Source organism: Pseudomonas sp. MWU15-20650 (genome assembly GCF_023242475.1).
In the GTDB taxonomy this organism is placed as follows: Bacteria; Pseudomonadota; Gammaproteobacteria; order Pseudomonadales; family Pseudomonadaceae; genus Aquipseudomonas.
On record NZ_JALJFG010000001.1, the window covers coordinates 364,345 to 391,077 of the forward strand.

The window sequence follows — 26,733 nt, forward strand, 5'->3', positions numbered from 1 at the left end:
GGCGCTATTATTGAGCGACTGCTCAAGTATCCTTGAGCGATCGCTCAAAAAGCAAGCGCCGCTTATCTACCGTCGCTCGAAGGAACTGCCATGTCGCGTATCGACCGTAAAGACCAGATCATCGCCGCTGCCCTGGAGCTGTTTCGCAGCAAGGGCTTTGCCGATGTTTCCACCCGAGACTTGGCCGAACATGCCGGGTTGTCGCGCAGCCATGTCTATCACTATTTCAGCGACTGGAATGAGCTGCGCCGCGAAGCCTTTGTGCGTTTTGCCAATGAACAATTGGATGAAGTGCGCGGGCCGTTGGCGGATGCGCCACCGCTGGAGGCACTGGCTGGGTTCTTGCGCGACTGCCTGCCGAGCACCGCCGATGCGGGTTGGGCGCTATGGCTGGATGCCTGGGATGAGGCCATGCACGATCCGCAAATGGCCCAGACTTACTTGGTGATCAACGCCCAGTGGCAAGGCATGCTTGCTGAGGTAATCGAGCGGGGTCTCGCGGCTGGCGTTTTCCGTTGTGATTCGGCCCGGCGCGCTGCCCGGCAGATCTTCGCTCTGGCGATGGGTTATGCCGATGACCTGATGCTGAATCCATCCACCGAGTCGGCAGAGGCGGTGTTGGACGAGGTCATGGAAGTGGCGAGGCTGTTGCTGGATTTCCCCGCATAGGCACTCATACACCTTGCGACGGCCCGCTCACCACGACCGTGGGCTTGCCAAAATTTTGCGCTTTCAGACTAGCCCACCGCCGCAGGCCGGTACTGCAGCGCCTCGGCTAAATGATGCCGGGCGATGTTCTCAACCCGTTCGAGGTCGGCCAACGTGCGCGCCACTTTGAGCAAGCGATGAGCCGCGCGCAGCGATAACGTCAGCCGCTCGCAGGCGCTTTCCAGCCAGCCTTCATCGGCTTTCGCCAGTTGGCAGTGTTTGCGTAACCCTGGCAGATCGAGGAAGGCATTGGCGCAGCCCTGGCGTTTTCGCTGGCGCTCCCGGGCCTCGGCCACCTGGGCGGATGCCTTCGCTGTGTCATCACCGACCTGCTGGGTTGGGTTCAGCGCGGTGGTTTCCCGAGCCACGGTCAGGTGCAAGTCGATCCGGTCGAGCAACGGCCCCGAGAGTTTATTGCGATAGCGCTGAATCTGCTCCGGCGTACATCGACAGCGCCCACTGGGTTCACCCAAATAGCCGCAGGGGCAGGGGTTCATGGCCGCGACCAGTTGAAAGCGTGCAGGGAAGCTCACTCGGTCGCGCGCGCGGGAAATCACGATATGCCCGGACTCCAACGGCTCGCGCAGCACCTCCAGGACCTTGCGATCGAACTCCGGCAACTCGTCCAGAAACAAAACGCCATGGTGGGCGAGGGTGATCTCCCCCGGTTGCGGTTTTGACCCGCTGTAGGCTTTCGAAATACATGATAAGTAGCTACGCTAGAGGCCGCTATTGGCCATCAAAACCTTCTGAAATTACTGAGAAGCTTGTCGGTAATAAATGAGACCAGATAGAAAATGATCGGAAATAGATGCGACCAGATTAAGCCGGTTCGGAAGATCAAGCCGACTCGCCGCAGCATTTCAGGAGTGATGGCTTTCAAAGGGCTAGGTGGGGTCGCTTTTGAGTCGTCATTGGAAAGAGACTTTCTGAAGCGTATGCGCTTCTCTCACCAGGTTGAGTCGGTTATCTCCCAACCGGTCGAGGTTCCTTTCTCCGACTCCCTAGGACGCCCGCAGATCTACACGCCTGATTATCTTGTTTTTTACCACCAGCAGAACTTGCCTTACTTTGGCGTGCTACGGCCGCTGCTTGTGGAGGTAAAACCGAGGGAACAATGGGTAGAGAACTGGCGAGCCTGGTCAGGCAAGTGGAAGGAAGCACGCCGGTTGGCTCGTAGCCAGGGGTGGCAGTTCCGCATTTATGACGAGTCGCGGATTCGTGGCCTTCCGCTCGAAAACATTGTGTTCCTCGAGCGCTTTGAGCGAATGATCTTTGAACAAAGTGACATCGATACAGTGCTGAATACGCTGCACGAGATGGAAGTTGCTCCGGTGCACTACCTCCTGGCACGGCATTTCAACGGTATTTTCCGCGATCGGGGCGTATCGCTACTGTGGCACCTGATCGCCACGCGTCAGGTTGACTGCGACATTACTGAACCGCTGAATCATGACCTCGAACTCTGGGTGCCTGATCATGAAACTGTATGAAGACGACACCAGCGAGCATCTGGTCCCGTTTGAGCCCGTTCGGTCTCGCGTTGCCATTGAGGTCGGCGCGATGGTGCGGCGAGACAGGCAGGTCTACCGGATTGTTCAGATCTTGGATCTGCAAACGGTGATCGCGACGGAGGTCGAGACCGGTCGCAGTACGGCTCTACAGATTCTGGACCTTAGGGCTGTGGATGCGGAAAAACTGGACGGCCTATACGTTAACCACGATATCAGCAGCATCAGCTCAGATGCCTGGGCTATTGCGCAAAAGCGTTACTCCGCAATTCTGCCGTTGCTAGGCAACACGGTCTTATCCAAAGAAACCGTTGCGGCGCGTGCGAAGGCGACAGGAATCAGCCCGGCAACCCTTTATCGTTGGCTAGATCGCTACAATCGATGGAATGAGGTCTTGGCTCTCGTACCGCGCAAACGAGGATGGCGTGAGGGCAGTACGCGTCTTTCTGTTGAAGGAGAAAAGCTCGTACAAGAGGTGCTGGCTGATTACTACCTGACTGAGCAAAGGTACACGGTTCAGTCCACCATTTCGGAAGTCGAACGTAGAGCGCGAGTGCTAGACATTCAGCCTCCGGGTGCATCCGCCATCAGGGCCCGGATCCGACAGATTCCCGAGGTGGTGAAGCTTCGCCGGCGCGGATATGCCGAGCAGGCGAACAATAGACACACACCTTCAGTCGGTCAGTTTCCAGACGAAGGCTATCCCCTAGCCGTTGTGCAGATCGACCATACCCCGGTCAATCTCATTGTGGTGGACGAGCGCCATCGCAAGCCAATTGGTCGGCCATGGCTCACCCTTGCCATCGACATCTACTCCTGCATGATCGTTGGCTACTACTTGGCGTTCGAGTCGCCTTCCGAGACATCTGTGGCGATGTGCATCGCACATTCGATTTTGCCCAAGGAAGCCTGGCTGGCTGCCCACGACATCCGTGGAGAGTGGCCGGTATGGGGCTTTCCGCGCACGATTCACACTGATAACGGTGCAGACTTCAGGGCGCAGAACATCGTAGATTCTTGCAAGAACTACGGGATAGACAGCGTCTTCCGACCATCCAAGGTTCCAAAGTACGGTGGTCGAATTGAGCGGGTGCTTGGTACCTTCATGAGAATGGTGCACGAGCTACCGGGAACCACCTTCAGTAACCCTCAGGAGCGTGAGGGCTATGACTCGGATGCTAAAGCCGTTCTCACAATGGCGGAATTCGAGGTATGGCTGGTTCGGTCAATTCTGAAGTACCACCAGACCTACCATAAAAAGCTCCACATGAGCCCAGCTCGCAAGTGGCAGTTGGCATTCTTCGGCAATCGGGAGGTAGATCCCCTGATCAGCGTGCCGGCGCGACCGACGGATCCTTTGGCGGTACAGCTGGACTTCCTCCCATCTGTTCGCAGGACAGTGCAGACGTATGGTGTGCAGTGGGATCTGTTCTACTACTCCGAGGCGCTGCGTCATTGGATCAATCAAAAGGATCCCGCGACCGGAAAGGCTCTCAAACTGCTCTTCAGGCGGGATCCTAGGGATGTAAGCGTCATTTGGTTCTACGACCCTGTTCTGAAGCAATACTTTCGAGTGCCGGCCTCATACCAGGCATTTCCTGCGGTAACCCTCTGGGAGTATCACGCTGCCAAGGACAAAGCTGTCAGCGAAGGGCGCGAGAACATAGACGATGCGTTGATCGCCGAGTACGCCGTCGAAAACCGAAAGCTTGTCCAAGAGGCGTCCGCGAACAGCAAGAAAGCCCGCAAAGACGCTCAGAAGAGTCGTACCCACAGCAGGAAGGGTACGCCGGCCCAACCGAGCAAGCCCGTTGCGAAGCTGGTACTGGAGCCCATTCAGGAGGATTCTGACCTACTTATGCTTTCGGAGGTCGAATCGACAGGTGAAGTCGAATGAGCACATACGAACACATCCATTCTGATTTTCGACCGGTGTTGCAGCTGAGTGACCGGGAACGGATCCTTTTCATGGGAGAGGAGCGCTGGATCGGGTATGCATCGGCTCGTACGATCCTGGATACGCTTAATGACCTGATCGTCATGCCCAAGCGAGCGCGAATGCCTAATCTGCTGATTGTGGGCGATTCCAACAACGGCAAGACGACCATCATTCGGCGCTTCCAGAAAACGCATGGTGAAGGGTACGTCGACGAAAATGATGACCCGGTCCGCCCGTTGATTCTTGCGGAGGCACCTTCGGCTGCTGACGAGAAGGCGCTGTATGTGGCTTTGTTGGAGCAGCTATGGATGCCTTACAGAATCACGGATACCAAGTTGGCATTGCGTTACCAAGTGATCCATTCTTTCCGTGAGCTCAGGGTCAGAATGCTGATCATTGATGAGTTTCATTCGTTGCTGACGGGCTCTGCGATCAAGCAACGTGAGGTGATGAACGCCTTGAAGTCGCTCTGCAATGAACTGGTAATACCGATCATTGGCGTCGGAACAACGGATGCCGTTCGTATCCTTCATCATGACCCACAACATGCCAGTCGCTTCGATGTCATCAAACTCGATCAGTGGAAGCTTGATCCCGAATTCCAGCGCATACTCAAAGGGTTTGAGTCGGTACTGCCGCTGAAGAAGCCCTCTGGGTTGGCACATCCAGACAAAGCTCGGCGTATACACGCCATTTCCGGCGGAAATCTCGGGAATGTGCACCGCCTTCTGATGGAGTGTACGAAGCAGGCCATAGCTTCTGGTAAGGAGTGCATTGAGATAGAACTTATCGAGAGCATGTCATGGTTACGTCCTACTCGTGGCATCCGGGAGCAGGCCCTGTAAACTCGATCTGGCCTCTCAGTAAACCGCTGCTCGCCGACGAGCTTCTGACTTCGTGGATTGTCAGGATGGCACTTGCTCACGGCTGCTCCCCAGCAGCGTTGACCGCAATCGCATGGCCTGGCTTTAGAGCTTGGGCAAGTGACCTGGGTCGAACTGTGGCAGAGAATAGGCTTGCGGTTCTGAGCCGGCTGTCGGGTGTACCTTGCGCGAGTCTGCAGTTCGCTACCCTTGGGCATGCGATGTCTTCGATTGTGCATCGTCCGGACAGACTGCCGCGTGGGAATTGGCCATGGCTAACAGTGCTGGGCTGCAGAGGGGGGTATCATAGTGGGGGGCTGCAATGCTGCCCAGATTGCATTGCGCAATACAACTCGCGGTACTGCATTCAATCGCGCTTGGCCTGGCATACCTGCTGCCCTATCCATGGAGTAGAGCTTGTTGATCGGTGTGGACGTTGTCTGGCTCCTCTGCAGCCGGAGCAACTAAGAGCCGGTGCCATGTTCAGCGACTGCCATAGGTGCGGTGCTGCGTTAAGCGGTGGAGCTCGGAGCCCTGCTGCAGAAGCTGCGCTGGCTTTTCAGAGGTACGTAGACGAAAGCATTGGCCTGCGCCCCCTTTACGGAATATCGTCTCTCGATTTACGCGATTGGTTAGCTATCGCTCGAACCATGGTGAGTTTTGCCCAGGTAGCAATACGTCGCCATAGCGCTGCTGCCGGACGTTTCTTTCAATCACTGGGCATACCGCTTGAGTCCCTTCAACCGATCCCATTGGGTTTACCCTTTGAATACCTTTCTCCCGCTGAACGCTCTGTGCTGCTCAGCATCGTGTGGGTGATAATGTCAGCCGGGCCACGAACGTTTATCGAAGCAGCACGACATGAATCACTTCCAGCCTCGACTCTGCATTTCTCCCCCAGTAGTGCGCCCCCAGTTCTGCTGGATTTGGTCGCAGCACTGCGGTCGCCTGGACATCATTTGATGAGTGGTGTTGGCCGTGAACTTACCAGTAGCCCCGCGCAGACGCTGCGTATGTGGTTGCGACTGAAACGAAAGGTCAGACGACGTGGCATCTGTTGAGCATTTGGATCGCTGTGAATGCGACGGCTGTGGCCGTGCCATTGAGCAGCCCAAAAGGATTTACCAAGAAAAGCGCTATTGCGGGAACTGCTATCCACGGCTGTTCAAGCGTCGACTCTGTCCTGGCTGCGGCAATTTCTCCAGGCTTCCGACATTTGATAAGGCCGCTCGCTGCAGCGCCTGTTTGAGGAGTGGGCCATGTGCCCGATGCAACAAGGTCGATTTCAAAGTCGGGCGAATTACCCCATATGGGGCTGTGTGCAAGCCTTGCGCGGTGCACTTTCGTGAGTCGGCAATCTGCGAATCCTGCGGGACGCATTCACAGCGAGTAGCGAGGAATACGCTGACTGGCAAATTGCTCTGCCCAAAATGCCGTGGTCCTGCTGCCGAGACATGTCCTGACTGCCGGCGACATCGCGTACTGATTGCGGGATCTGATGGTCGCCGGCGCTGCAAGGTCTGCATCACAGCAGGTGTGCATGCGTGTGTGACTTGTCGTGTCAGTACACCAGCCGGGCGTGGCGAAGAATGTGAGCAATGCTATTGGGAGAGAACCTTCCACAAGCGCTTGGCAATTAATGTTGCCGGATTGAGCGTTCAATCCATGGCGCAGCGGTTTCAGCGATTCGGAAGTTGGGCTTTGCTTGAGCTTGGTCCCAAGGCGGGAGCCTTGAAGATCAACACTTATTACAAGTTCTTCAAAGAACTCGAAAACGTCTGGCAGGATGTGCCTCCGTACGTTGAATTGCTGCGGCATTTCTCGGCTGAAGGATTGCGCCGTGCACGCGTTCCCATGCGTTGGCTGAGCGAGCTCGACGGTTTAATGATGTGCGCGCTGGCCCGCGAAACAGATTCTGAGCAGCGACGTGTGCAGGGCATCATGGAGCAACCCCGAGAACTCTGGCCCGAGCAATTGATTGTCGGTTATTACCGCATGCTGCAAAGCCGCTTGGCGGCCGGTGACATTAGCCTAAGATCAACCAGGCTCGCTTTACGATCTGCCTCTGATTTGCTGGGACACTCGCGGCTGAAGGCCGGCGCCATGGTTGACCAGAAAGCGCTCGATAGTTATTGGCGTAAGTCGCCGGGGGCGGTGGCAAGTGTCACCGGGTTCATCGGGTACTTGAACAGGGTTTACAGCGCGGGACTGAACTCTCGTCCGGATGCGAATTGGGCAAGACAGCAGAAGCTAGCGAAACGCGAGCGAGAGCTTGTCGAGTTGCTGCCACAACGTGACGAGACAAGTGATTTTGAGTCTCGATGGATTGCTAAGGCCTTGGCCTATTTTCATGGTATCGGCAGGATCAGTCGCAAGGCACTGGTTTATGTTCCGGCAACCTATCAAGGGACTGCAGGATTCAACATTGAATGCCCACAAGGGGTGCTGTGGGTGCCATCAGCGGGCACCTATGAGCGACCCATCGTCGATTAAAGGGTAATCCATGGACTTAGCCATCTCTCTGTATTCTACCTGACCATCATGCAGCGCGGCCGCGGCCTGCGGAGAGTGTCCCGTCGCGGTAAGTCATCTATGACTCCAGAGTCCGGGGTAGTTATCTAGCACTGCCGTAGTTGCATGATCGCGTCCGCAATCGCTTTTGAATTTACATCCAGGGTTTCCATAGCTCCCACTGCATTGGCTGCAACACTCTCTACATCATTCTCAGAAAGCCACTTGGTGATTTCTTCGATCGCCGCGCCTAGGGCGTGCTGGTTGTGCAGGAGCAGTGTCAGAGCATCAGCCGTGGCGATCTTGCAATCTGAGTAGTCAGTCATGATGGTCGTCCTTGGAAAGAGCTTCTGGAAGCCTAGTTCATCTCGCCGGCTACAGCGGGGCGCTTCTCTAGGGAGTCGGTAGAGCTCCAAGATTAGACAAGCGCTAGATCAAGCTCACCAAATTTGTTGATGAGGATGTTCCGATAAAGAATTTCCTTGTCATGTTTGCCATGGTTAAAGGTGACGTATTCTTCTGGGTACAGCTTCTTGAGTTTGCTGAATACCCCTCTGTAGCCGGGAATCCTTCGGCATAGCTCGTTGACGAAATGCTTGAATGCCTCTTCATTTCCGCTGAACGTCATCAACAGCCCTGCAGATCCCGGAGGGATTTCACCTTCTTTCCCGTCCTTTCGCTGAACCTCGAAGCAAAAGAAATTGCCCTTGGTCGTCTTGATGCGGACGATCAATATTCCCCGCCGCAGTCCGGCGCTTCGGTCGAGATACAGCCAGGAGCGAACATCTGATGGAAGCTCCTCTTCGTTTTCGACCACGAGCTCAACGACACCGAGTGGCGGCTTACTGCTGAACCGTGCGAGGGGCGTGTACCAGTCAACGCGTAGGATCTTTTCCGGATTGTCAGCAGCGATTGATTTGAGTGCATTCCAGATGTCCATAAAAAAGCCTTGAGTTTCCAGCGCCACGTCAGGTGCTGTCTCATGCTCTGCATCCGATACGGTCTCAAGCTTGCCGACGTTCTTTCCACTTCCGGTGCCAGTACCTGCAGAAACTCCATCTGCCTTAGGTGGTGCTGGGCCAAGTGGACTTTTATTGGCTTTCACGACAGATTTTGATTTCTTCACTGGCCGTTTTTCGCCAAGCACTTTGAACGGCGCGGCTTTGGCCTCATAGATTTCGGCATGCCTATCGGGCTCAATCGTGGAACGCTCTTGGAGGAACTCCTCAAGGGCAGCGCTTTTGATCGGGCGCGGCAGCACGATTCTTCCCAGTCCATCCACGCCTTCGCTGCTGTCGAACTTCAGTTTTTGAAATTCAACTTCAGGACCTTTGGGCATGCTTGTTCCCATCAGATCCAAGCACAAAAAAGTTTTCCCGCCATTCAGCCATTTGCCCCGACCGAGGATCTCACCATGACCTTCGAACCATGGTTCGCATTTGAGGAGCATGGGCTTGCCTGGTGCTTGGGACATGAATTGCGAATTCACCCTTTTTACAACGCTAGCCGTGTGCGGGTCGTAGAGAATATGAGCCAGGAACACTGCGTCGAAGAAGCGCATTCTCGGGTCTGGGCGAACTAGCCAAACGGGCAGATTACGCTCTGCTTTCGGGTTTTGATAAAGAACGTTAAAAACATCGTCCCAACGTAAATTCGCAAGCGTCCTGCAGATTTCCATGTTTCTGGCATAGGCACGTACGAAGTACTCTGTGCAGGGGATCAATAGGTTTTTATCATCATCTAACGAGAAGTCGAGAAGCTTGCAGGCATCTTCGTTTTCCCTGAGTAACGGATACTCCTCATCTGCGAAGAGTTTTCCTTGATCTGCGGCGATGAGCTCTCTGCGTGAAGTAATCCGCCGTTTTTCTGTGCTGAAGTTTACCGCGAGCCTTGCGGTGGCAAGCTTGGTGTCTGAGATGCAGTGGCCATTGCGCCAGATTGTGCCGACTCGGTAATGGGGGAGGCTGGTGAAGGGAACGTGGGCCACCTTAAATTCACCAGGGACGTTATCCTTCAGTTCGCGGAACAGTACGGCCGCAAGAGGGATAGACATCGCCCTGTTATTACGCATCACGGGGCCATACCACCAGACGATGTAGTCGCCTACCCAGTTTTGGGTTTTGCTATCAGGATTCCTGAGGTCTGGCCTTCGGTAGGCAAAATTGCAACGCGTAACTGCTCCGGTCACTGACCATTCTCTCCTGACTTGCAGCTCAACCCATTCCGCGCCTCATCGATAGCGCCGGCGTGCCACTTTTTTGACATCACTTTGCGGCGCCAGTGTATCTAGTCGTTTTGTTTCGCGCGATGAAAATTGGCGCCAGCGTTACGTCGGGAGGCTCTTCAAATCAACAGTAGCAGTCAACTCATCCATGGAGGCCACAAACGTGGGGCTGGGCATCTGTAATTGATGCTGTCGCGATGGGTGGTGGTGATGAAATTGGGGTAAATTTTAAAGAAATATGTATATATATACAGTTATCCTGTTTCAAGCTGCTCCTCCTCCTCGCCATCCAAAAATTTATGAGGTCTGAGGGCCCGTTAGTCGTAGGGCTAAAGCTTTAGCTATAGAGGAATTCGTGCCGTTCAGCAGTCGTTAGGGCGAGATTCTCATTTTATGATAGGATGTAGTCCATGTTTTTAATGCTTTCAACCCTTTAAATACGGCGGTTTGCGATGTCTGTGGACGAATGCGAGAAATTTAAGTTTGATTTAGCCCAGGTCGTTCGTCTTGCACTGGAAGAGAAGAGTGAAGACATTCGTCTCTTCGTAGCCAGGTTGGTGCGACAGTATCGAGGTACTGAACCCAGCCTGGCGCAGGAGTTGGCCGGGTTCCTGAAAACTAACGCTCCCAAGGCTGCGCCGACCGCAATGCGACGAACACGCGAGAGTGCAGAGACGGGCCGCAGCGCTTTACCAGTTGATGACGATTCGCAACTCGCTCTTTTGAAGCGCTTTGTCGAGACCGAATCTCTTCCAAAGCCTTTGCTTTCTAAAGACATCGAGCGAGCGTTGGAGCAAATCCTCAATGAACGAAAACAGATTGAAGAGCTTGCTGCGCGAGGTTTGGATCCAACCAAGTCGGCTGTTTTCGTTGGTGCACCAGGTGTAGGAAAGACGATTACAGCGCGTTGGATGGCAGCACAGCTTGGTGTCCCACTGTATGTTTTGGATCTGTCTGCTGTCATGAGTAGTCTTTTGGGACGAAGCGGCTCAAATCTGCGTAATGCACTTGATTATGCCAAGCGAACCCCATGCGTGCTCTTACTTGATGAGCTGGATGCGATTGCAAAGCGCCGTAGTGACGACAGCGACATCGGTGAGCTGAAACGGTTGGTAACGGTAATTCTCCAAGAGGTGGATGAATGGCCAGCAACTGGGCTTTTGCTTGCAGCCACCAATCACCCAGAGCTCATTGATCCTGCGTTATGGCGGCGATTCGACCTTGTCATCGAATTCGGCGCTCCTGAAGCAGGCGCGGTCGACGCAGCGATCCAGCGTTTTCTGGGGCCGGATCTCGATCTGTTTAAAGAATGGCTAGAAGTTCTTTCGTACTCTTTCCAAGGTGAATCGTTTAGTGATATTGAAAGGCTATTGCGACGAATGCGAAGGGGCCTTGTAGTCGGAGGAGGGAGTGCTGAAAGCCTAATTGAAGATCTTGTGAGGGCGAAATGTGCTTCTCTTGATCGACAGGCTCAGATTGACTTTGCGGTTTTGCTCGACGGCCATACTGGACTTTCTCAGCGGCGTGTCAGCGAAATCACGGGTGTCAGTCGCGATACCATTCGAAAACACAGACCGAGTACACGGATAGTTAGTGGGCGGTCATCAAGGGCGAGAAAGGATGCATGACTCAAACTAACTTTTTAATAGGCCGAGGCGAGTTGTTGACTCATGACATCAAGGGGCCGCGCCGAAATCCAGACAAATCTGAGGTTTACACCCTCAAGCAATCGCAAGATCGCTTATTTGACCAGGCTCGCGATACGGCTGTAGCTCTAGATGCGTTGCCTAAAGGCGCTTGTCCAAATGACTTCGGTGTCGCAAGGTTTGTACTCAATCCAAGCTACATTGCGCGTTCATTTTTTCCTTCCGATTTGTTTCGTGCCGTCGGTCTTAAATCGATAGGCAGCCGTAGGGTGACAATTCGTCCGGATGGATGGAAACGTAAGGGCGATCCAAGAGAATGTTCCACAACAGAAATATTCGTAGCCGGCAAGCGTCAGGCCTTTCGCTCGTTAAGTGATTGGATGCTCGATGTCGACTCGGAGTCTGATGAGGCCTTGGATCTACGTCGCATTGAGCAAATTGGAGTTTTTGAGCCATCGCAACGAGTCGCTGACGCGGGTACTGAGAAAGATCGTTTTTATGAGGTCGGAATTCACCTACTGGCCGATGATGGGAGCAATTTCATTCAGCAGGCCTTTACTGAATTCGCTGCAGAGCTCGGCGTTAAAATTCATCAGGATCTGAGCTTTCAGGCAGGTACGTTGTGGTTCGTACCGGTCGAGGGAGCTCAAGAGAAGGTCCTCAGCTTATCGAGATTTGTATTTGTACGGGTCGTTCGGCCTGTGCCGAAGATGCGAGGACTTTTGCCGAGTGTTCGGCGTAGTGGACCTGCTATTGAGTGCTCTCTTCCCGCTCAAGATCCTTTGTCTTCTGATCCCCGGGTAGCCATTTTGGATGGCGGACTACCTAAGGTTCACCCCGTTGGGCGCTGGGTAAGAAATTATCGGGTTTTGGATCCATATTCTTCTGATGATCTCGATGGGCCTGAGCACGGGTTAGCTGCGACATCTGCTTTTTTATTTGGGGCCATTCAACCAGAGGAGATGGCTGAGCGGCCCTATTCCTATGTGGATCATTTACGTGTATTGGATGATGGTGCGAACAGTGAAGATCCTCTAGTCCTTTATCGTACTTTGGGGCATGTGGAAGAGGTTTTGCTCTCGCGCCAGTATGAGTTTATCAACCTCAGTATTGGCCCAGATGTCCCAATGGAGGACACCGAGGTTCACACTTGGACTTCTGTAATAGATGAGTTGCTGAGCGATGGTGAAACCTTCATGACCGTCGCGGTTGGAAACAACGGACTTCGAGACGCCTTTCTACGTTATGACAGAGTTCAGGTGCCTGCGGACTCCGTTAATGCAGTTGCAGTGGGAGCTACAAACAGTTCTGATGCAACTTGGCGGAGAGCCCGCTACAGTGCCAAGGGCCCAGGGCGAAGTCCAGGATTCATCAAACCGGATCTCATGGCTTTCGGTGGTTCAAGTAAAGAGTATTTTCACGCGTTAGTCCCAGGCGTACAGTCCGAGCTAGTACCGCTTCAAGGGACAAGCTTCGCTGCACCTAATGTTCTTCGAAGCGCGGTTGGAGTTCGAGCCGTACTAGGTGCGGGTCTTTCACCTCTCGCTATCAAAGCCCTTCTGATTCATGCTGCGGACACAAATGGTCATGAAACTGCTGAAGTTGGCTGGGGTAAAGTTCCTGAAGAGTTGATGGCGATCATTGCATGTCCGTCGGGCGTCGCTAGGATTGTGTATCAGGGGGAATTGAAACCTGGAAAATACTTACGAGCACCATTGCCTCTACCGGTTGGCGGGCTAACAGGAATGGTGAACGTTAAAGCTACCTTCACTTTTGCGAGCGCAACGGACCCCCAAGACTCTGCTTCATACACGCGGGCAGGGTTGGAGGTGACCTTTCGGCCAAATGAAGGAAGGGTCAAGGAAGGTAAGGCCAATGCGGAGCCTAAGTCTTTTTTCAAGAAAAAGAAGTTTGCGACGGAGGCAGAGCTTCGTTCGGATTCCGGTAAGTGGGAAACGGTACTGCATGATCAAAGTAGAATGCGAGGTACAAGTTTGGATGAGCCCGCGTTTGATATCCATTACAACGCTCGTGAGGGGGGCGGGGCTGCTGATCACGCGAAGAAAATCAGATACGCGTTGATTATCACGGTTGAAGCGCCGAAACATCCAGATCTGTATGCTGACATTTTGAGTGCCTACGCGAGAATACTTACGCCAATTCAACCGCAAGTCTCAATCCCAATCAGGGTTTGATTTTTTTATAACAAGGAGCTTGTAAGTAATGTCTAGGGCAAAGATTTTTATTTCGCATCAACAGCAAGATTCTAACTCGGCGATTGCTGTTCAGTCGCATCTAAAGCAGAAGCACAATATTGAGTGCTATCTTGATGTTATTGATCCGAACCTTAAAAGGGGGGAGGAAATTGCTGAGCACGTCCGATCGGAGCTCAATCGGTGTACTCATCTTCTGGCGATCGTGTCTGATGCGACAAAGGCTTCATGGTGGGTGCCATGGGAAATTGGCGTTGCTACGGAAAAGGACTATCCGCTTGCCACATTTGGCACCAATGTCGTGTTGCCTGAATACCTGATGAAGTGGCCCTATTTAAAGAGCTATAGTGATCTAGATAAGTATGCGTCGACGGTATCTGAAATGATCATTACTGAAAGCTTCGAGAAGTACGGCACACTGGACTCTGTTACAGCCAGTGCAAACCGTAGTGGAACAAAACAATTTTATCGTTCGCTGCGTACTAAGTTGGGGCAGTAATTATTTTAGCTTTAAAAACTATGCTAGGGAGAGGGCATGACAACAACTCGAGTTTTTATAAGCTTTGATTATGATCATGACGATGTTCTCAAAATGCTTTTGGTTGGTCAGGCAAAAAACCCAGATAGTCCGTTTAAGCTTGCAGACTGGTCAATAAAAGAACATATAGACAAAAATTGGCAGGACAAAGCTCGTCAGAGAATTAGAGCCGTTGATGTTGTATGCGTAATTTGTGGAGTGCATACGAACTCAGCTACAGGTGTCAGCGCCGAAATCAAAATAGCCCAAGAAGAGGGGGTGCCTTATTTTCTCTTGTGGGGGTATTCCGACAAAAACTGTGTTAAACCACTGGCAGCTAAGCTCTCAGATCAGATATATAAGTGGACTTGGCCGAACTTGAAAAGTTTGATCGGAGGTGCCAGATGACTAAAAAAGCTCTGATTATTGGTATCGATGATTATTCCGAATATCCACTTAAAGGATGCGTTAAAGATGCTGTGTCCGTGTCTAAATTACTTGATAGTCACGGAAATGGTGATCCTAACTTTAGTGTCATAGAGCTTCTTAGTAGTGAGTGTGATGTTACATATGAATTAATGCTTGAATCAATGAAGAAGCTTTTTTCGGGTGACGCAGAGACTGCAGTTTTGTATTTTGCAGGACATGGGATTATTGACGAAACCACCAACCATGGTCATTTGGTTAGTCAAGATGGGAAAAAGCCAGGTTGGGGGGTTTCTCTTTCGGAAGTGCTAGCCCTAGCAAATGCGGCTTATCCTAAAATTAAGTCAAGTGTTATCATATTAGACTGCTGTCATTCGGGGAAACTCGGTGAGCCAGATAGAGTTGGCGCGAAAGGTACGGCTGAGATCGGTACGGGCGTCACTATTTTAACTGCCTGCCATCGCGACGAAGCTGCGATGGAAGGGCAGTATGGCGGAGTATTTACTGATTTATTGGTCGATGGACTTTCTGGTGGATGCGCCGATATTCGAGGAAATATTACACCTGCATCTATTTATTCTTATGTAGATCAGACGCTCGGTTCATGGGAACAGCGTCCAATTTATAAGGCGAATGTCCAGAATTTTATAACCTTAAGGAAAGTATCCAGCAAAATTCCCGACGAGACTTTAAGGCGGTTGCCAAAATTATTCCCTGACAGATCTAGTATTTTCTCTCTTAATCCGACGTTTGAGCCTGATCGGAATAACATTCCTGAAGAGTTTAGGGCGCTTCCGGTTAATGAAGATAATGTTCGAGTGTTTAAAGAATTACAGCTCCTCAATCGCCATGGTCTAGTAGTCCCTGATGGTGCGGAACACATGTACTATGCGGCAATTGACTCGAAAGGCTGCAAGCTTACTGCTCTCGGAGCGCACTACAGAAAATTGGCTGAAATGAAACGGATCTAGAGAGTAATGTCATGGAAAAGTACGTTGTACTAAGAGACGTCGCACCTGCAACGCATCAGCTCACGAGAGGCGCTATGATCGGGGCACGGGCGATCAGCAGTGCGAAACCTCAGCTGAAAATAGAAATCGAAAGCGTTCCCGCGCATGCTGTCGCGGATCTTCGCCAAGATCCACGAGTGAAGTCTGCAGCACCTATAATTGCTACTCGCTTGATCAAACCGCTAAGTAGTCAAGCCACCTTTACGGGCGATGCTTGGGGAATTGCTGCAGTTAGAGCGGACTCTACTCCGTATACCGGTGACGGCGTAACGGTCGCTGTTTTGGATACGGGGATTGATGCGGCTCATCCAGCCTTCGCTGGAGTAGATTTGAATCAGCAAGACTTTTCCGGGACCGGTAACCATGACGCTAATGGGCATGGTACGCACTGCGCAGGAACAATCTTTGGCCGGGATGTGAATGGCCAACGGATCGGAATCGCGCGCGGCGTAAAAAAAGCGCTGATTGGAAAAGTTTTGGATGACGATGGTGGGGGAAGTTCTGAAATGATTTTTCAGGCGCTTCAGTGGGCTTTGCGGGAGCGGGCGGATATCATTTCGATGTCCTTAGGCTTCGATTTTCCAGGAACTGTACAACGTAAAGTGGATGCGGGTTGGCCGGTAGATTTGGCTACCTCCGAAGCACTTGAAGCCTATCGTGGAAATTTGCGTATGTTTGATGCGCTGATGGCAATGTTTAAGGCTGAAGGTGCTTTCCGTGGCTCTCCAGTTGTCATCGCTGCTGCAGGAAACGAAAGTCGCCGAGATTTACGTAGTGAATATAGAATTTCAGCTTCGGTACCTGCTGCAGCCGACGGGGTGATTTCAGTAGCAGCAGCACATCAGCTAGGTGAAGAGTTTGGTATTGCGGACTTCTCTAATAGCCTCGCTCACATTTCCGCGCCTGGCGTAGATATACTATCGGCCTGGCCAGGAGGGACACTGCATTCGCTTAATGGAACCAGCATGGCTTGTCCTCATGTTGCGGGCGTCGCAGCACTATGGTGGGAGTATGCTGTGAAGGAGGGGGCTCCAGTAACTTCAACTGCCGTTTTTTCTCAGCTGACATCTACTGCACGCAAATTGTTTTCAGTTCAGTTTGACCGAAGTGATTTCGGTTTTGGATTGGTTACATCTCCGGCGTAGTAATTGGAGCCGAGCTTTTAAGCGGCGCCGGCCAGGTTGAGGTGGTTGTCGGAAACCATTTGGCGACCAATCAGCAGATGGTGAAGTAGGTCTTGCCGATCGGGCTCGCGCCGCTGCTTACGATGTGAACCGGTAGGAAAGAATCTCGATAACGCCAAAGCCCGTCAATGTGCGGGCCTTTTGGCTCGCCCACTCTGCAGGTAGTGGCCTATTATTAGCTTTCAAATCAAATGATATACCCTGTGCGGTGTCGTTGGAGATCGCCGCCTACACGCAGCAGTTCATAAAGGATTAGAACATGTCGGATCAACGTGAGTTTGATATCGCTCTCTCATTTGCGGGAGAGGATCGTGGTTATGTAGACCAAGTAGCAAACCTTTTGCGAGACTCCGGAGTAAAGGTTTTTTACGATAAATTTGAAGAGGATAACCTCTGGGGTAAGAACCTCTACGACTATTTATCTGACATTTACATGAACAAGGCTATGTATACGATCATGTTCGTATCAAAGCATTATGCCAAGAAACTGTGGACGAGCCATGAGCGCACAGCCATGCAGGCTAGGGCTTTCCAAGAAAGCCAGGAATACATACTTCCGGCCCGCTTCGATGATACGGAGATATCCGGTATTCTGCCGACCACCGGTTACATCTCACTTATCGAGCGTTCTCCAGAAAAATTTGTTGAAGTGATCCATAAGAAGCTTATCAACAATGGTGGAACAGTGCCTTCTGGGTCGATCCGCAAAGCGCTCTTTGCGACTACAACAATCCCACGCTTTGACCCTCTGATACCCAGCGTATCGGTGATCTCCTCCACCGGCGCTACTGTAGCCTCGGCTACTGTTGTGGCCATTGCAGACAACAATACTACAAAGAGCGGGCAAACAGACGCCAACGGAAAAGTCATACTAAGTATTCCCACCCGCCGTCAGTATCAGCTGCTTGTGGCACACCCCGACTTTCCTGCCGCCTTGATCGCATCCTGGGATCCAGCTGAAGACATTCAGGTAACCCTTGCAGCTACTGAAAACACAGGATCAGTAATTTGTCATAGCACTGGATACATACCTGGGCTTGAGGGTCGGCTTAATCCTATACTTGACACAGGCAACAGAACATACCTGTATGCGGACAATATTGCGATTGATAGCGGCAAGAATCAGCCAGCCGATTTCAAGGTTGATGAACCATTTGAACTTGAGGACTCTAATGGCGTAGTTATGGAGGTCCGTATTATTTATATTCAGGGAAGGACATCTTTGATACAGTTTGTCCGGCCGCGTTATGATTAATGACGGACGGTTACCATCGGCGCATAATTTAGAAAGCGCTTCATCGGTTGTTCTGAGATATTTGTGGCAAAAGGCGCTTAAGCCACCTGAAATTAGGGTTTGAACGCTTTTTTTTGTAGACGCATCACTCTGAATAGACATGGATTGGAATAGCTTGGCAGTTGGATTTCCAGCTTTTCCATCTATCAACGCAAAATTACTAAGCGAAGAAGGTCTAGCATTTTGTTGTTTCTGAAGAGTTTATAAAGATCTGGCCCGAATCGCAGAGACCGTAGAGGTGCCGCCTACAGGGCGTGAAAGTAGCACTTATGAAGGGCAGCTTGTGCGTTAGTAGTCTGTCTTGACCGGCTGCATCGGGTCAGTTTCTGGCGGTCACGACAGGCGGCGGGCGGCCAAGAGCATTAGTTAAAAGCACTCTACGAATTTGGGAGGAAACTCAGCAAAGCTAAAGTGGGGAATATAAATCTACACTAACGTAGACGCTTGCGCAGGACTTATCGAGTTAACGTATCCCCATATCCCACTTTTTTGCTTATCACTTGAGGCATCTTTATAGCTTGACAAAAGCTCACTGAATCGCCAGTCAGTTATTTTCATAAATTGGTATTGCAGGTCTATATTGAATGCAGTAATTGAGTGGGATGGGCCTTGAGTTTTTTCTTCATTTAAAGAAAATCCAGACCGCGCTGCACTTTTCTGGATCATCAAGAGGGCAGCCTCTGCCTTTTCGAAGCATTGAGTAGATATGATAATATCATCAACATAGACACTTGCCCTTACACCTTCAGCCTTGTTCAGCATGTCAATAGTGTTTCCAAGAGAGCTCTTTCGAAAACATAGCGACGCTATAATTGTTGACTGAACAAAACCAAATGGCAGCGCGAAAATCTGCCCTGAGTCAAGCGGTATCGAAACAGTTGACTCCATAGCTATAGCTCTTGATTTTTCGTATCCGAAGTATGGTTTTAATTCGCGAGTTATACGGCTTCGATTTATGCTATTAAAAAATTTTTTTACATCGACATGAACGAAAAATTTTCCGTTAAGGTGGTATTTGACAGCATCAACATGTCCACCACTTTTCAAGTGATAGTAGTTGGCTGGAGGGAGCCATCTGAATTCAATGATTTTCTTGAGAAGTTTTCCTTCATTTAAAGTTTCTAAAGTCGGAACATACACCCAAGTGTTAGATTTTAGTCGAAATCTGCTGAGCCATTTATGAGAGTTCTGCATCAGGTATAGGCTCAGAATAGTTAAAAGCCACGCTCAAGAGCGGGAGAGCTGCATCCACGAACTTCAAAATGACCGTAGCCAAAGTGAAGATCTTGGTAGCAAACTCAATACGCTTCTGAGCTTGGCTGTAATCAGATTTCTTCATGATTACGTACCTCATCTAAATTCCTGGCTGACCGAGCGCTAAGCGCATGGCTTTACAACCAACGAGGAGACCGATGAGACGAAAAGGAGTCATATCGGATAACCCAGAGATCACATAGTGACGCGATGAGGGACACGCTGCGGGGCAGCCTGTCGCCAGGAAGATTGGATCCTAACACCTCACGTCGAAAAGCCGCAACGTCGTAAAGTTCTGGCTCATAGCCCTGTGAGTTGATGGTAATTTTCTAGAGGCCAAAAATGGCCGCGATGTATCGATCTCTGCCCTTCACGAAGCGCTCTTATTTGTTGGCCGAGAGCTGTCTCCGTGCTGGGCTGCAGAACCTGCCAGTCAGCAAGGCTAAGTTTCGGTTAGGAAGCTAGAGACGATTTAGAGGGCGTGTCTGGCCTAGATGTAGTCCCCGGAAGCAACCGGAGTCAGGGGGGCATCAACGAACGGAAGCTGGTGCAGTTGCGCTTGTGAAACGCCCTGCGATTGGCTGCTGGAAGAGCAACTGGTAAGGCTCCGGAACTGCTACAACAGTGGGCCTAGCCGGCGACGTCGCTGGCTTGGATCTCTATTACGCATAGTCTCTCTGAGGCGCTCAGTTACTTCAGCGAAGACAGCCGGGTCCGCCTCTCGGATAGCTTTAATTAGTTCTTCGCGTCGACGAGCCTTGCCTTCAATGATCTCGGTAAAGCTGCTATCTGACTGGTGAAACCTACTCATTGGGTAGCCTCGTGAATCGGGCAATGTTCTGAGCGTACCACACGGATGACTGGGTGAGCTTTGTCGATTCCCGTATCCAAAAACAATAATAACCACCCTTTCACCGGTAAACGTGACAGATCGGCCCCAACGGAAACGATGCCCAAGGCATCACCCATTGATGGAAGCGTCGGGTTCCTGTCTAGGCTGAATATGCTATTTAGCTTCCGCAAGCGGCCAATATCATCAGTCGCATATATTTCAAAAGTTTCTCATTTAATTCGAAAGCCTACACCCGCCGCCCACCAGTGCCGGCCCCGACGCCGAATGGTGCGGTTGGCGAAACGGCCGGTGCGGCCAATGGCTCAGTGGTGCCAGGCTGACCACCGACTGAATCGCCGCGACTTCCAGGGCCTCATGCTCGTTCAGCGGCGGCAACAGCCCCGGCAGACGGCTGGCGAGCAAGGTCTTGCCGGTGCCTGGCGGCCCGCTGAGCAACAGGTTATGCGCGCCCGCTGCCGCGATCAGCAATGCGCGCTTGGCGGCGAGCTGGCCCTGTACTTCGCTCAGGTCCGGGTAGGGTTTGTTCAGATATAACAAGCCATCGGATTTATACGGCTCGATCGGTACCTGCCAGATGCGCTACCACCTGTAGCAAGTGGTCCACCGCAATTACCTTCAACCCTGACGCCAGGCACGCTTCCTCGGCATTGGCCCTCGGCACTATCACGGTGCGCCCGGCCTTGCGCGCCGCCAGCGCGGCTGGCAACACACCTTTCACCGCGCGTACCTCGCCGGACAGCGCCAACTCTCCCAAACACTCCACGTCATCGAGCATCAACGCCGGCACCTGCGTGCTGGCCGCCAGAATCCCCAAGGCAATCGCCAAATCAAAACGCCCGCCGTCCTTGGGCAGGTCGGCGGGCGCGAGGTTGAGGGTGATACGGCGGGACGGATATTGCAGCGCCGAGTTGAGAATGGCGCTGCGCACGCGGTCCTTGCTTTCCTTGACGGCAGTTTCCGGCAAACCCACCAAGGTGAGGGATGGCAGACCATTGGCCATATGCACTTCGACGGTGACGGCAGGGGCTTCGACGCCGACCTGGGCACGGCTGTGGACGATGGCGAGGGACATGCTCGTTCCTTGAGAGAGAGGGCCGCTTCCTGCGGTTTTTCAAGGGTAGACGAGGTAGGGAAGAGCGAGATGGGGGAGGTTTTACAGAACGTATCCAGGCAACGACGCAGCGGGCTTGTCGAATCGTCGCACCGCCCGCGTTGGGCTGCGAAGCGGCCCCCCAGTAAAGGCACTGAAATTCTTTCTGAAAGAACTCAGCGCCAGGTTTTGGGGCTGCTGCGCAGCCCAACGCGGGGCGAGCCCGCTCGCCACCGGGGAATATGACTGCCTTCAAAAGTTGTGTAGATACCGATGGCTATCGGGGGCAAGCGCCCCTCCACACTCGTCGTGTTTACTCAGCAACGGGTGGCGTCAACCGCGCTTCCAACTCCGCCACCTTCGCCTCCAGGCTCTCCAACCGTGCACGCGTGCGGGCCAACACGACCATCTGGCTATCAAATTCTTCGCGGCTCACCAGGTCGAGTTTGCTGAAGCCACTCTGCAGCAGGGCCTTGAACTGGCTTTCGATTTCATTGCGGGGCAGCGGGGTGTCGCCGCTGAACAGGCGAGAGGCGTGGCCGCTCAGGGCGTCGAGGAGGTCTTTGGGCGCGAGCATGGGAAATATTCCGGAAAACTGTTGGCCAGCAGTGTATCACGCAGCGTCTATAGTCTTTTTCACGGCCTGGCGCGCACGCTTTTCGCGCAGGCGGCCGGGCGACGGCGCACTGTTTTTGTGCGCATTGGCTCCGCCCAAAAGCCCCGAAGGTGGGCATGCGTGAGCAAAGGACTGATTTCAGTGGTTTTTACGGAGCTGGCAAGCTTTCTGCTTAGACGTTCATGACCCATGCACTGATGCAGTCGCTGTGACGATGCAGTGCGCCGACGGACCAGCGGTACATGTTTCGTCACCAGTGGTTAGCGAACGTCGCAATGGCCTATGCCAAGGCGACGAAGCGTTACAAAGCCAGGCACTGCGCTTAGACTTGAGACGGGTTTGTTTTCCTGGGGCAAGTCCACCAATTCGGGAGAGAGTTTTCATGAAGCTAGTCACTGCCATCATCAAGCCGTTCAAGTTGGACGATGTACGCGAGTCACTGTCCGAGATCGGCGTGCAGGGCATTACCGTTACTGAGGTCAAGGGCTTCGGTCGGCAGAAGGGTCATACCGAGCTGTATCGCGGCGCGGAATACGTGGTCGATTTCCTGCCGAAGGTGAAGATTGATGTCGCCATTGACGACAAGGATCTTGACCGGGTTATCGAGGCGATAACCAAGGCGGCCAACACCGGCAAGATCGGTGACGGCAAGATCTTCGTGGTCAATCTGGAACAGGCTATTCGCATCCGTACCGGCGAAACCGATACCGACGCAATCTAAGCCGCCAAACCCCCAACGCCCCAGGAGAAAACAATATGACTCTGCGTAAATTCGCAGGGCTAGGAGCCCTGTTGTCCCTCGTAATGCCGGCCTTGGCCCTGGCGGCGGACCCAGTCCCTGCTCCAGTCCTCAATTCCGGCGACACGGCGTGGATGCTTACATCCACCGCGCTGGTGCTGTTCATGACCATTCCGGGCCTGGCGCTGTTCTACGGCGGCATGGTGCGTTCCAAAAACATTCTTTCCGTGATGATGCAATGCTTTGCCATCACCGGCTTGATCACCATTCTGTGGTTTGTCTACGGCTACAGCATGGCGTTCGACACCACCGGTATGGAAGCAGGCGTCGTCAACCTCAACTCATTCGTGGGTGGCTTGTCCAAGCTGTTCCTGTCGGGCGTGACCCCAGCGAGCATTACCGGCCCTGCGGCGCTGTTTCCCGAGGCGGTGTTCGTCACCTTCCAGATGACCTTCGCCATCATTACCCCTGCGCTGATCGTCGGTGCTTTCGCTGAGCGTATGAAATTCTCCGCGATGCTGATCTTCATGGGCGTCTGGTTCACTCTGGTCTACGCACCGATTGCCCATATGGTGTGGGGCGGCCCGGGTTCGTTGCTGGGCGACTGGGGCGTGCTGGACTTCGCAGGCGGCACCGTGGTGCATATCAACGCGGGTGTGGCCGGGCTGGTGGCGTGCCTTGTCCTCGGCAAGCGCAAAGGCTTCCCGACTACCCCGATGGCGCCTCACAACCTGGGTTACACCCTGGTCGGTGCTGCGATGTTGTGGGTCGGCTGGTTCGGCTTCAACGCGGGTTCCGCTGCTGCGGCCAACGGCACTGCCGGCATGGCGATGCTGGTGACCCAGATCGCTACCGCCGCTGCGGCGCTGGGCTGGATGTTCGCCGAGTGGATCACTCACGGTAAACCAAGCGCATTGGGCATTGCCTCGGGTGTGGTGGCCGGTCTGGTTGCGATCACCCCGGCTGCTGGCACTGTAGGCCCGATGGGCGCACTGGTCATCGGCCTGGCAGCCGGTGTGGTGTGCTTCTTCTGCGCCACGACGCTGAAACGCAAGCTGGGTTACGACGACTCCCTGGACGCCTTCGGCGTACACGGTATCGGCGGTATCCTCGGCGCCATCCTGACCGGTGTGTTCGCTGCACCTTCGCTGGGCGGCTTCAACGCGGCGACCACTGATATCGCGGCGCAAGTCTGGATCCAGTGCAAAGGTGTCGGCTTCACCGTGATCTACACAGCGGTCGTGACCTTCATCATCCTCAAGGTGCTGGATATGGTCATGGGCCTGAGGGTGACCGACGAGGAAGAGGCCGTTGGCCTCGACCTGGCGCAACACAACGAGCGCGGCTACAACCTGTAAGTACACGAAAAAAAGATGCCCGGCTTGCCGGGCATTTTTTTGTCTGGCGTTTGTCTTTGGCTAAAGGTGTATGGGTTTTCTGTCGACTTTGTGATGGGATCCACACGGTGTTTTTAGGGATGCGAATGTCTTACAGGCACGTAGGCGTATTCGGCACTTTGTTTTTTCCCTGAGCGCGCTAGAATGCGCGCCGATGGGCGGAGAACTGTATGTGGCAACAGACCCTGATTACCCTGCGGGCCAAGCCCCGGGGCTTTCACCTGGTAACGGATGAGTTGCTTGCCGGCTTGCCTGAATTGAAGGCTTGTCGCGTGGGCCTGTTGCATCTGTGGTTGCAGCACACCTCGGCTTCGTTGACCGTCAACGAGAATGCCGACCCGGCGGTTCGCCGTGACTTCGAGCGTTTCTTCAATGCGCTGGTGCCGCAAGGCATGGCGGGATATGAGCACAACGACGAAGGTCCGGACGATCTGCCGGCGCACTTCAAGGCCAGTCTCCTGGGCTGCCAGCTGAGTTTGCCGGTGAAGGCCGGCCGCTTGGCGATGGGAACTTGGCAAGGTGTTTATCTGGGCGAGCACCGTGAGCATGGCGGTGCTCGTAAAGTCCTCGCCACCTTGCACGGTGATGGGGCATAAGCCACTGGTTATCTGGTGGATGTTGATTTTTTTCCAGCGACCTCGACAGAGGGTGAAGCTGGGCTATAACTAATCTGCTTTTCGCAAGTCATGAGGTAGAACATGAGCGACGATGATCTGGAAAACGACGAACTCGAAGTAGGTGACGAAGACGACACCGAAGAAGGTCTTGAAGCGGCGGCGGAAGACGTTGCTGATGACGATGGTGGCGATGATGCACCTGTTCCGGTGGCCAAAGGCAAAGCCAAGGCTGCTGTTTCGGTAGATGAACTACCGAGCGTTGAAGCCAAGAACAAAGAACGCGATGCCCTGGCCCGTGCGATGGAAGAATTCCTCGCTAAAGGCGGCAAAGTGCAGGAAGTCGAGGCTAACGTGGTGGCAGATCCACCGAAGAAGCCGGATAACAAGTACGGCAGCCGACCTATCTGAGGTTTGCCACCTGCTTGTAAGAAAAGCCCGCCGTCGCTGCGGGCTTTTTCATGCCGGATGATTTAGTTGAGCCAAATGTGGAAGTGGGCAAGTCCTCTCCCACATTTTGATCTTCGGTGTTACTGCCAGCTGCGCAGCAACTCCGGCAGCTCAGCCAGGCTGCGAATCTCTGCATCCGGGCGCTTATCCGCATCCCAGGTCTTCCCCGTCGGGTTGAACCACACCGCACGAAGCCCCGCCTGCTGCGCCCCGGCAATGTCATCGCCAGGATGATCGCCAATATGCACCGCCGCGCTGGCCTCCACGCCGCCACGCTGCAGGGCTTCCTGAAACAGGCGCACATCCGGCTTGGCGATGCCGACGTCTTCGGCACGCAGGGCGAAGTGGAAGTAGTCCGCCAGCCCTACGCGCTGCACATCCGCGTTGCCGTTAGTGATGACGCCCAGTAGAAAGTGCCGGCTCAGTGCTTGAAGCATGGGTTCTGCTTCGGGAAATACGGTGAGTTGATGCCGCGCGTGAATGAACGCTTCGAAGCACACATCCGCCATTTCCGAGGCTTGCGGCTGAGGATAACCGGCCTCTTCAAAGGCCTGCATCAGCACCCGCTGGCGTAACAGGCTGATGCGGTATTTGAGCTCGGGATGACGCTCCAGAACCTGCTGGCGAAGGCGGGCGAAGTGCTCGAGGGGCAGGTCGCCCACCTTGGCGGCGTGGGTCGCCAGCCATTGGCGCATTGACGCTTCGGCGCTGATGATGACGGGAACGTTGTCCCAGAGGGTGTCGTCCAGGTCGAAAGTGATCAGCTTGATACTCATGAGTCGCCGCCCTTGATGCGTTTGGCCCGTGGATGGGCGCTGTCGTACACCGTTGCCAGGTGCTGGAAGTCGAGGTGGGTGTAGATCTGCGTGGTCTTGATATCGGAGTGGCCGAGCAATTCCTGTACGGCGCGCAGGTCCTGGGATGACTCCAGCATATGACTGGCAAAGGAGTGCCGCAGCATATGCGGGTGCAGGTTCTGCCCAAGTTCGCGCTCGCCGGCCGCCTTGACTCTCAACTGAATGGCCCGCGGCCCCAAGCGTCGGCCTTGTTGGCTGATAAACACCGCGTCGTCCACCGGGTTGGCCAGGGCGCGCAGGGGCAACCAACGTTGCAAGGCTTCCCGGGCTTTCCTGCCCACCGGCAGTACGCGGGTCTTGCTGCCTTTGCCGAGCACTTGCACCAGGCCGTCCGCCAAGTCCAACTGGTCGAGGTTCAGGCCAGTGAGCTCCGACAGGCGAAGGCCGGAGGAATAGAACAGTTCGAGGATCGCCTGGTCGCGATGGGCCAGGAAGTCATCCTCGACGGCGCCATCGAGCAGTTGCAGGGCCCGGTCGGTGTCGAGGGTCTTGGGCAGGCGCCGTTCGCCCTTGGGCGGGGCCAGGCCATTGGCCGGGTCGTGGTCGCACAAGCCTTCGCGGTTCAGGTAGTGGTAGAGGCCGCGCACCGCCGACAGCAGGCGAGACAGGCTGCGTGATGACTGACCTTGCTGGTGCAGCCGCGCGATCAGGCTGCGCAGGGCCTGGATATCCAGAGCCTTCCAGCTGGTGACGTGCTGTTTTTCACAGTAGGCCAGGACCTTGTTCAAGTCCCGCCGGTAGGCTTCCAGGGTATGCGGCGACACCTGGCGCTCATTGCGCAGGTGAGCGCAGTAAGCGTCCAGTTGCCGTTCCATGG

23 protein-coding genes and 2 pseudogenes are annotated in these 26,733 nt (G+C 53.7%); 16 read left to right on the top strand and 9 right to left on the bottom strand.

The annotated features are described in order from the left end of the window. Window positions 1-90 precede the first annotated feature (90 nt). A complete protein-coding gene (locus M5B43_RS01625; RefSeq protein WP_248748485.1) occupies window positions 91-669 on the top strand; it encodes a TetR family transcriptional regulator C-terminal domain-containing protein in 579 nt (192 codons plus the stop codon). 68 nt (window positions 670-737) lie between these two features. Here the strand turns inward: M5B43_RS01625 and M5B43_RS01630 are convergent. Continuing rightward, window positions 738-1,391, bottom strand: a pseudogene (locus M5B43_RS01630) (ATP-binding protein); the annotation flags it as partial. 255 nt (window positions 1,392-1,646) lie between these two features. On the opposite strand from M5B43_RS01630, the gene M5B43_RS01635 reads away from it, so the two are divergent. The 4 genes from M5B43_RS01635 (at window position 1,647) to M5B43_RS01650 (ending at window position 7,514) form a co-directional block, all read left to right on the top strand. Continuing rightward, on the top strand, window positions 1,647-2,201 hold the full coding sequence (locus M5B43_RS01635) for a TnsA endonuclease N-terminal domain-containing protein (protein ID WP_315872754.1): 555 nt from the start codon (window positions 1,647-1,649) through the stop codon (window positions 2,199-2,201). Continuing rightward, window positions 2,188-4,116, top strand: a complete 1,929-nt coding sequence (locus M5B43_RS01640; protein WP_248748487.1) for a Mu transposase C-terminal domain-containing protein — start codon at window positions 2,188-2,190, stop codon at window positions 4,114-4,116. Before M5B43_RS01635 ends, M5B43_RS01640 begins: the two co-directional genes overlap by 14 nt. Continuing rightward, entirely contained in the window at window positions 4,113-5,003 is an 891-nt protein-coding gene (locus tag M5B43_RS01645) for a TniB family NTP-binding protein (RefSeq protein ID WP_248748488.1), read from the top strand. Before M5B43_RS01640 ends, M5B43_RS01645 begins: the two co-directional genes overlap by 4 nt. Window positions 5,004-6,752: 1,749 nt before the next feature. Further along, complete coding sequence (locus M5B43_RS01650; RefSeq protein ID WP_248748489.1) at window positions 6,753-7,514, top strand: hypothetical protein; 762 nt, start codon at window positions 6,753-6,755, stop codon at window positions 7,512-7,514. A gap of 125 nt (window positions 7,515-7,639) precedes the next feature. Here M5B43_RS01650 and M5B43_RS01655 read toward each other — a convergent pair whose 3' ends face one another. Together M5B43_RS01655 and M5B43_RS01660 are read right to left on the bottom strand one after the other, a co-directional pair. After that, complete coding sequence (locus M5B43_RS01655; protein ID WP_248748490.1) at window positions 7,640-7,858, bottom strand: hypothetical protein; 219 nt, start codon at window positions 7,856-7,858, stop codon at window positions 7,640-7,642. 92 nt (window positions 7,859-7,950) lie between these two features. Further along, window positions 7,951-9,603, bottom strand: a complete 1,653-nt coding sequence (locus M5B43_RS01660; RefSeq protein ID WP_248748535.1) for a hypothetical protein — start codon at window positions 9,601-9,603, stop codon at window positions 7,951-7,953. A 605-nt stretch (window positions 9,604-10,208) separates the two neighbouring features. Between M5B43_RS01660 and M5B43_RS01665 the strand changes: the two genes are divergently transcribed. The 7 genes from M5B43_RS01665 to M5B43_RS01695 all read left to right on the top strand — a co-directional run bounded on the left by M5B43_RS01665 (window position 10,209) and on the right by M5B43_RS01695 (window position 18,007). Beyond that, window positions 10,209-11,384 (top strand): ATP-binding protein, encoded by a 1,176-nt coding sequence (locus tag M5B43_RS01665; protein WP_248748491.1) that lies wholly within the window; start codon window positions 10,209-10,211, stop codon window positions 11,382-11,384. Continuing rightward, window positions 11,381-13,597, top strand: a complete 2,217-nt coding sequence (locus tag M5B43_RS01670; RefSeq protein ID WP_248748492.1) for a S8 family peptidase — start codon at window positions 11,381-11,383, stop codon at window positions 13,595-13,597. The genes M5B43_RS01665 and M5B43_RS01670 overlap by 4 nt, the downstream gene beginning before the upstream one ends. A gap of 28 nt (window positions 13,598-13,625) precedes the next feature. Continuing rightward, window positions 13,626-14,114, top strand: coding sequence for a toll/interleukin-1 receptor domain-containing protein (locus M5B43_RS01675; RefSeq protein ID WP_248748493.1), 489 nt, complete (start codon window positions 13,626-13,628; stop codon window positions 14,112-14,114). A 36-nt stretch (window positions 14,115-14,150) separates the two neighbouring features. Beyond that, window positions 14,151-14,540 carry a TIR domain-containing protein gene (locus M5B43_RS01680; RefSeq protein WP_248748494.1) on the top strand — a complete coding sequence of 130 codons (390 nt, stop codon included), beginning with the start codon at window positions 14,151-14,153 and terminating at the stop codon, window positions 14,538-14,540. Next, complete coding sequence (locus M5B43_RS01685; protein WP_248748495.1) at window positions 14,537-15,529, top strand: caspase family protein; 993 nt, start codon at window positions 14,537-14,539, stop codon at window positions 15,527-15,529. Before M5B43_RS01680 ends, M5B43_RS01685 begins: the two co-directional genes overlap by 4 nt. An 11-nt stretch (window positions 15,530-15,540) precedes the next feature. Beyond that, complete coding sequence (locus M5B43_RS01690) at window positions 15,541-16,713, top strand: S8 family serine peptidase (protein WP_283099309.1); 1,173 nt, start codon at window positions 15,541-15,543, stop codon at window positions 16,711-16,713. Between the two features lie 298 nt (window positions 16,714-17,011). After that, the gene (locus M5B43_RS01695; RefSeq protein WP_248748496.1) at window positions 17,012-18,007 is read left to right on the top strand and encodes a TIR domain-containing protein; all 996 of its coding nucleotides are present in this window, start codon (window positions 17,012-17,014) and stop codon (window positions 18,005-18,007) included. A 465-nt stretch (window positions 18,008-18,472) separates the two neighbouring features. On the opposite strand, the gene M5B43_RS01700 is transcribed toward M5B43_RS01695, so the two are convergent. The 4 genes and pseudogenes from M5B43_RS01700 to M5B43_RS01715 form a co-directional block, all read right to left on the bottom strand. Beyond that, window positions 18,473-19,240, bottom strand: coding sequence for a reverse transcriptase domain-containing protein (locus tag M5B43_RS01700; protein WP_248748497.1), 768 nt, complete (start codon window positions 19,238-19,240; stop codon window positions 18,473-18,475). Then, window positions 19,224-19,385 carry a hypothetical protein gene (locus M5B43_RS01705; protein ID WP_248748498.1) on the bottom strand — a complete coding sequence of 54 codons (162 nt, stop codon included), beginning with the start codon at window positions 19,383-19,385 and terminating at the stop codon, window positions 19,224-19,226. Before M5B43_RS01705 ends, M5B43_RS01700 begins: the two co-directional genes overlap by 17 nt. 999 nt (window positions 19,386-20,384) lie before the next feature. Then, window positions 20,385-21,225: pseudogene (locus tag M5B43_RS01710) on the bottom strand (magnesium chelatase domain-containing protein); the annotation flags it as partial. A 331-nt stretch (window positions 21,226-21,556) separates the two neighbouring features. Then, on the bottom strand, window positions 21,557-21,820 hold the full coding sequence (locus M5B43_RS01715) for an accessory factor UbiK family protein (RefSeq protein ID WP_248748499.1): 264 nt from the start codon (window positions 21,818-21,820) through the stop codon (window positions 21,557-21,559). 421 nt (window positions 21,821-22,241) lie between these two features. Here M5B43_RS01715 and glnK point away from each other — a divergent pair, with 421 nt between their 5' ends. The 4 genes from glnK to sutA all read left to right on the top strand — a co-directional run bounded on the left by glnK (window position 22,242) and on the right by sutA (window position 25,020). Further along, on the top strand, window positions 22,242-22,580 hold the full coding sequence (gene glnK / locus M5B43_RS01720) for a P-II family nitrogen regulator (protein WP_002555808.1): 339 nt from the start codon (window positions 22,242-22,244) through the stop codon (window positions 22,578-22,580). A gap of 35 nt (window positions 22,581-22,615) precedes the next feature. Further along, window positions 22,616-23,956: an ammonium transporter gene (locus M5B43_RS01725; protein WP_248748500.1), complete on the top strand. Its 1,341-nt coding sequence runs from the start codon at window positions 22,616-22,618 to the stop codon at window positions 23,954-23,956. 209 nt (window positions 23,957-24,165) lie between these two features. Beyond that, on the top strand, window positions 24,166-24,591 hold the full coding sequence (locus M5B43_RS01730; RefSeq protein ID WP_248748501.1) for a secondary thiamine-phosphate synthase enzyme YjbQ: 426 nt from the start codon (window positions 24,166-24,168) through the stop codon (window positions 24,589-24,591). Window positions 24,592-24,693: 102 nt separating this feature from the next. Continuing rightward, complete coding sequence (sutA, locus tag M5B43_RS01735; RefSeq protein ID WP_248748502.1) at window positions 24,694-25,020, top strand: transcriptional regulator SutA; 327 nt, start codon at window positions 24,694-24,696, stop codon at window positions 25,018-25,020. Between the two features lie 119 nt (window positions 25,021-25,139). Here the strand turns inward: sutA and M5B43_RS01740 are convergent, their stop codons facing one another. Both M5B43_RS01740 and xerC read right to left on the bottom strand, forming a co-directional pair. Next, the gene (locus tag M5B43_RS01740) at window positions 25,140-25,835 is read right to left on the bottom strand and encodes an HAD-IA family hydrolase (RefSeq protein ID WP_248748503.1); all 696 of its coding nucleotides are present in this window, start codon (window positions 25,833-25,835) and stop codon (window positions 25,140-25,142) included. Beyond that, window positions 25,832-26,731, bottom strand: a complete 900-nt coding sequence (gene xerC / locus M5B43_RS01745; RefSeq protein WP_248748504.1) for a tyrosine recombinase XerC — start codon at window positions 26,729-26,731, stop codon at window positions 25,832-25,834. The genes M5B43_RS01740 and xerC overlap by 4 nt, the downstream gene beginning before the upstream one ends. Window positions 26,732-26,733 lie beyond the last annotated feature (2 nt).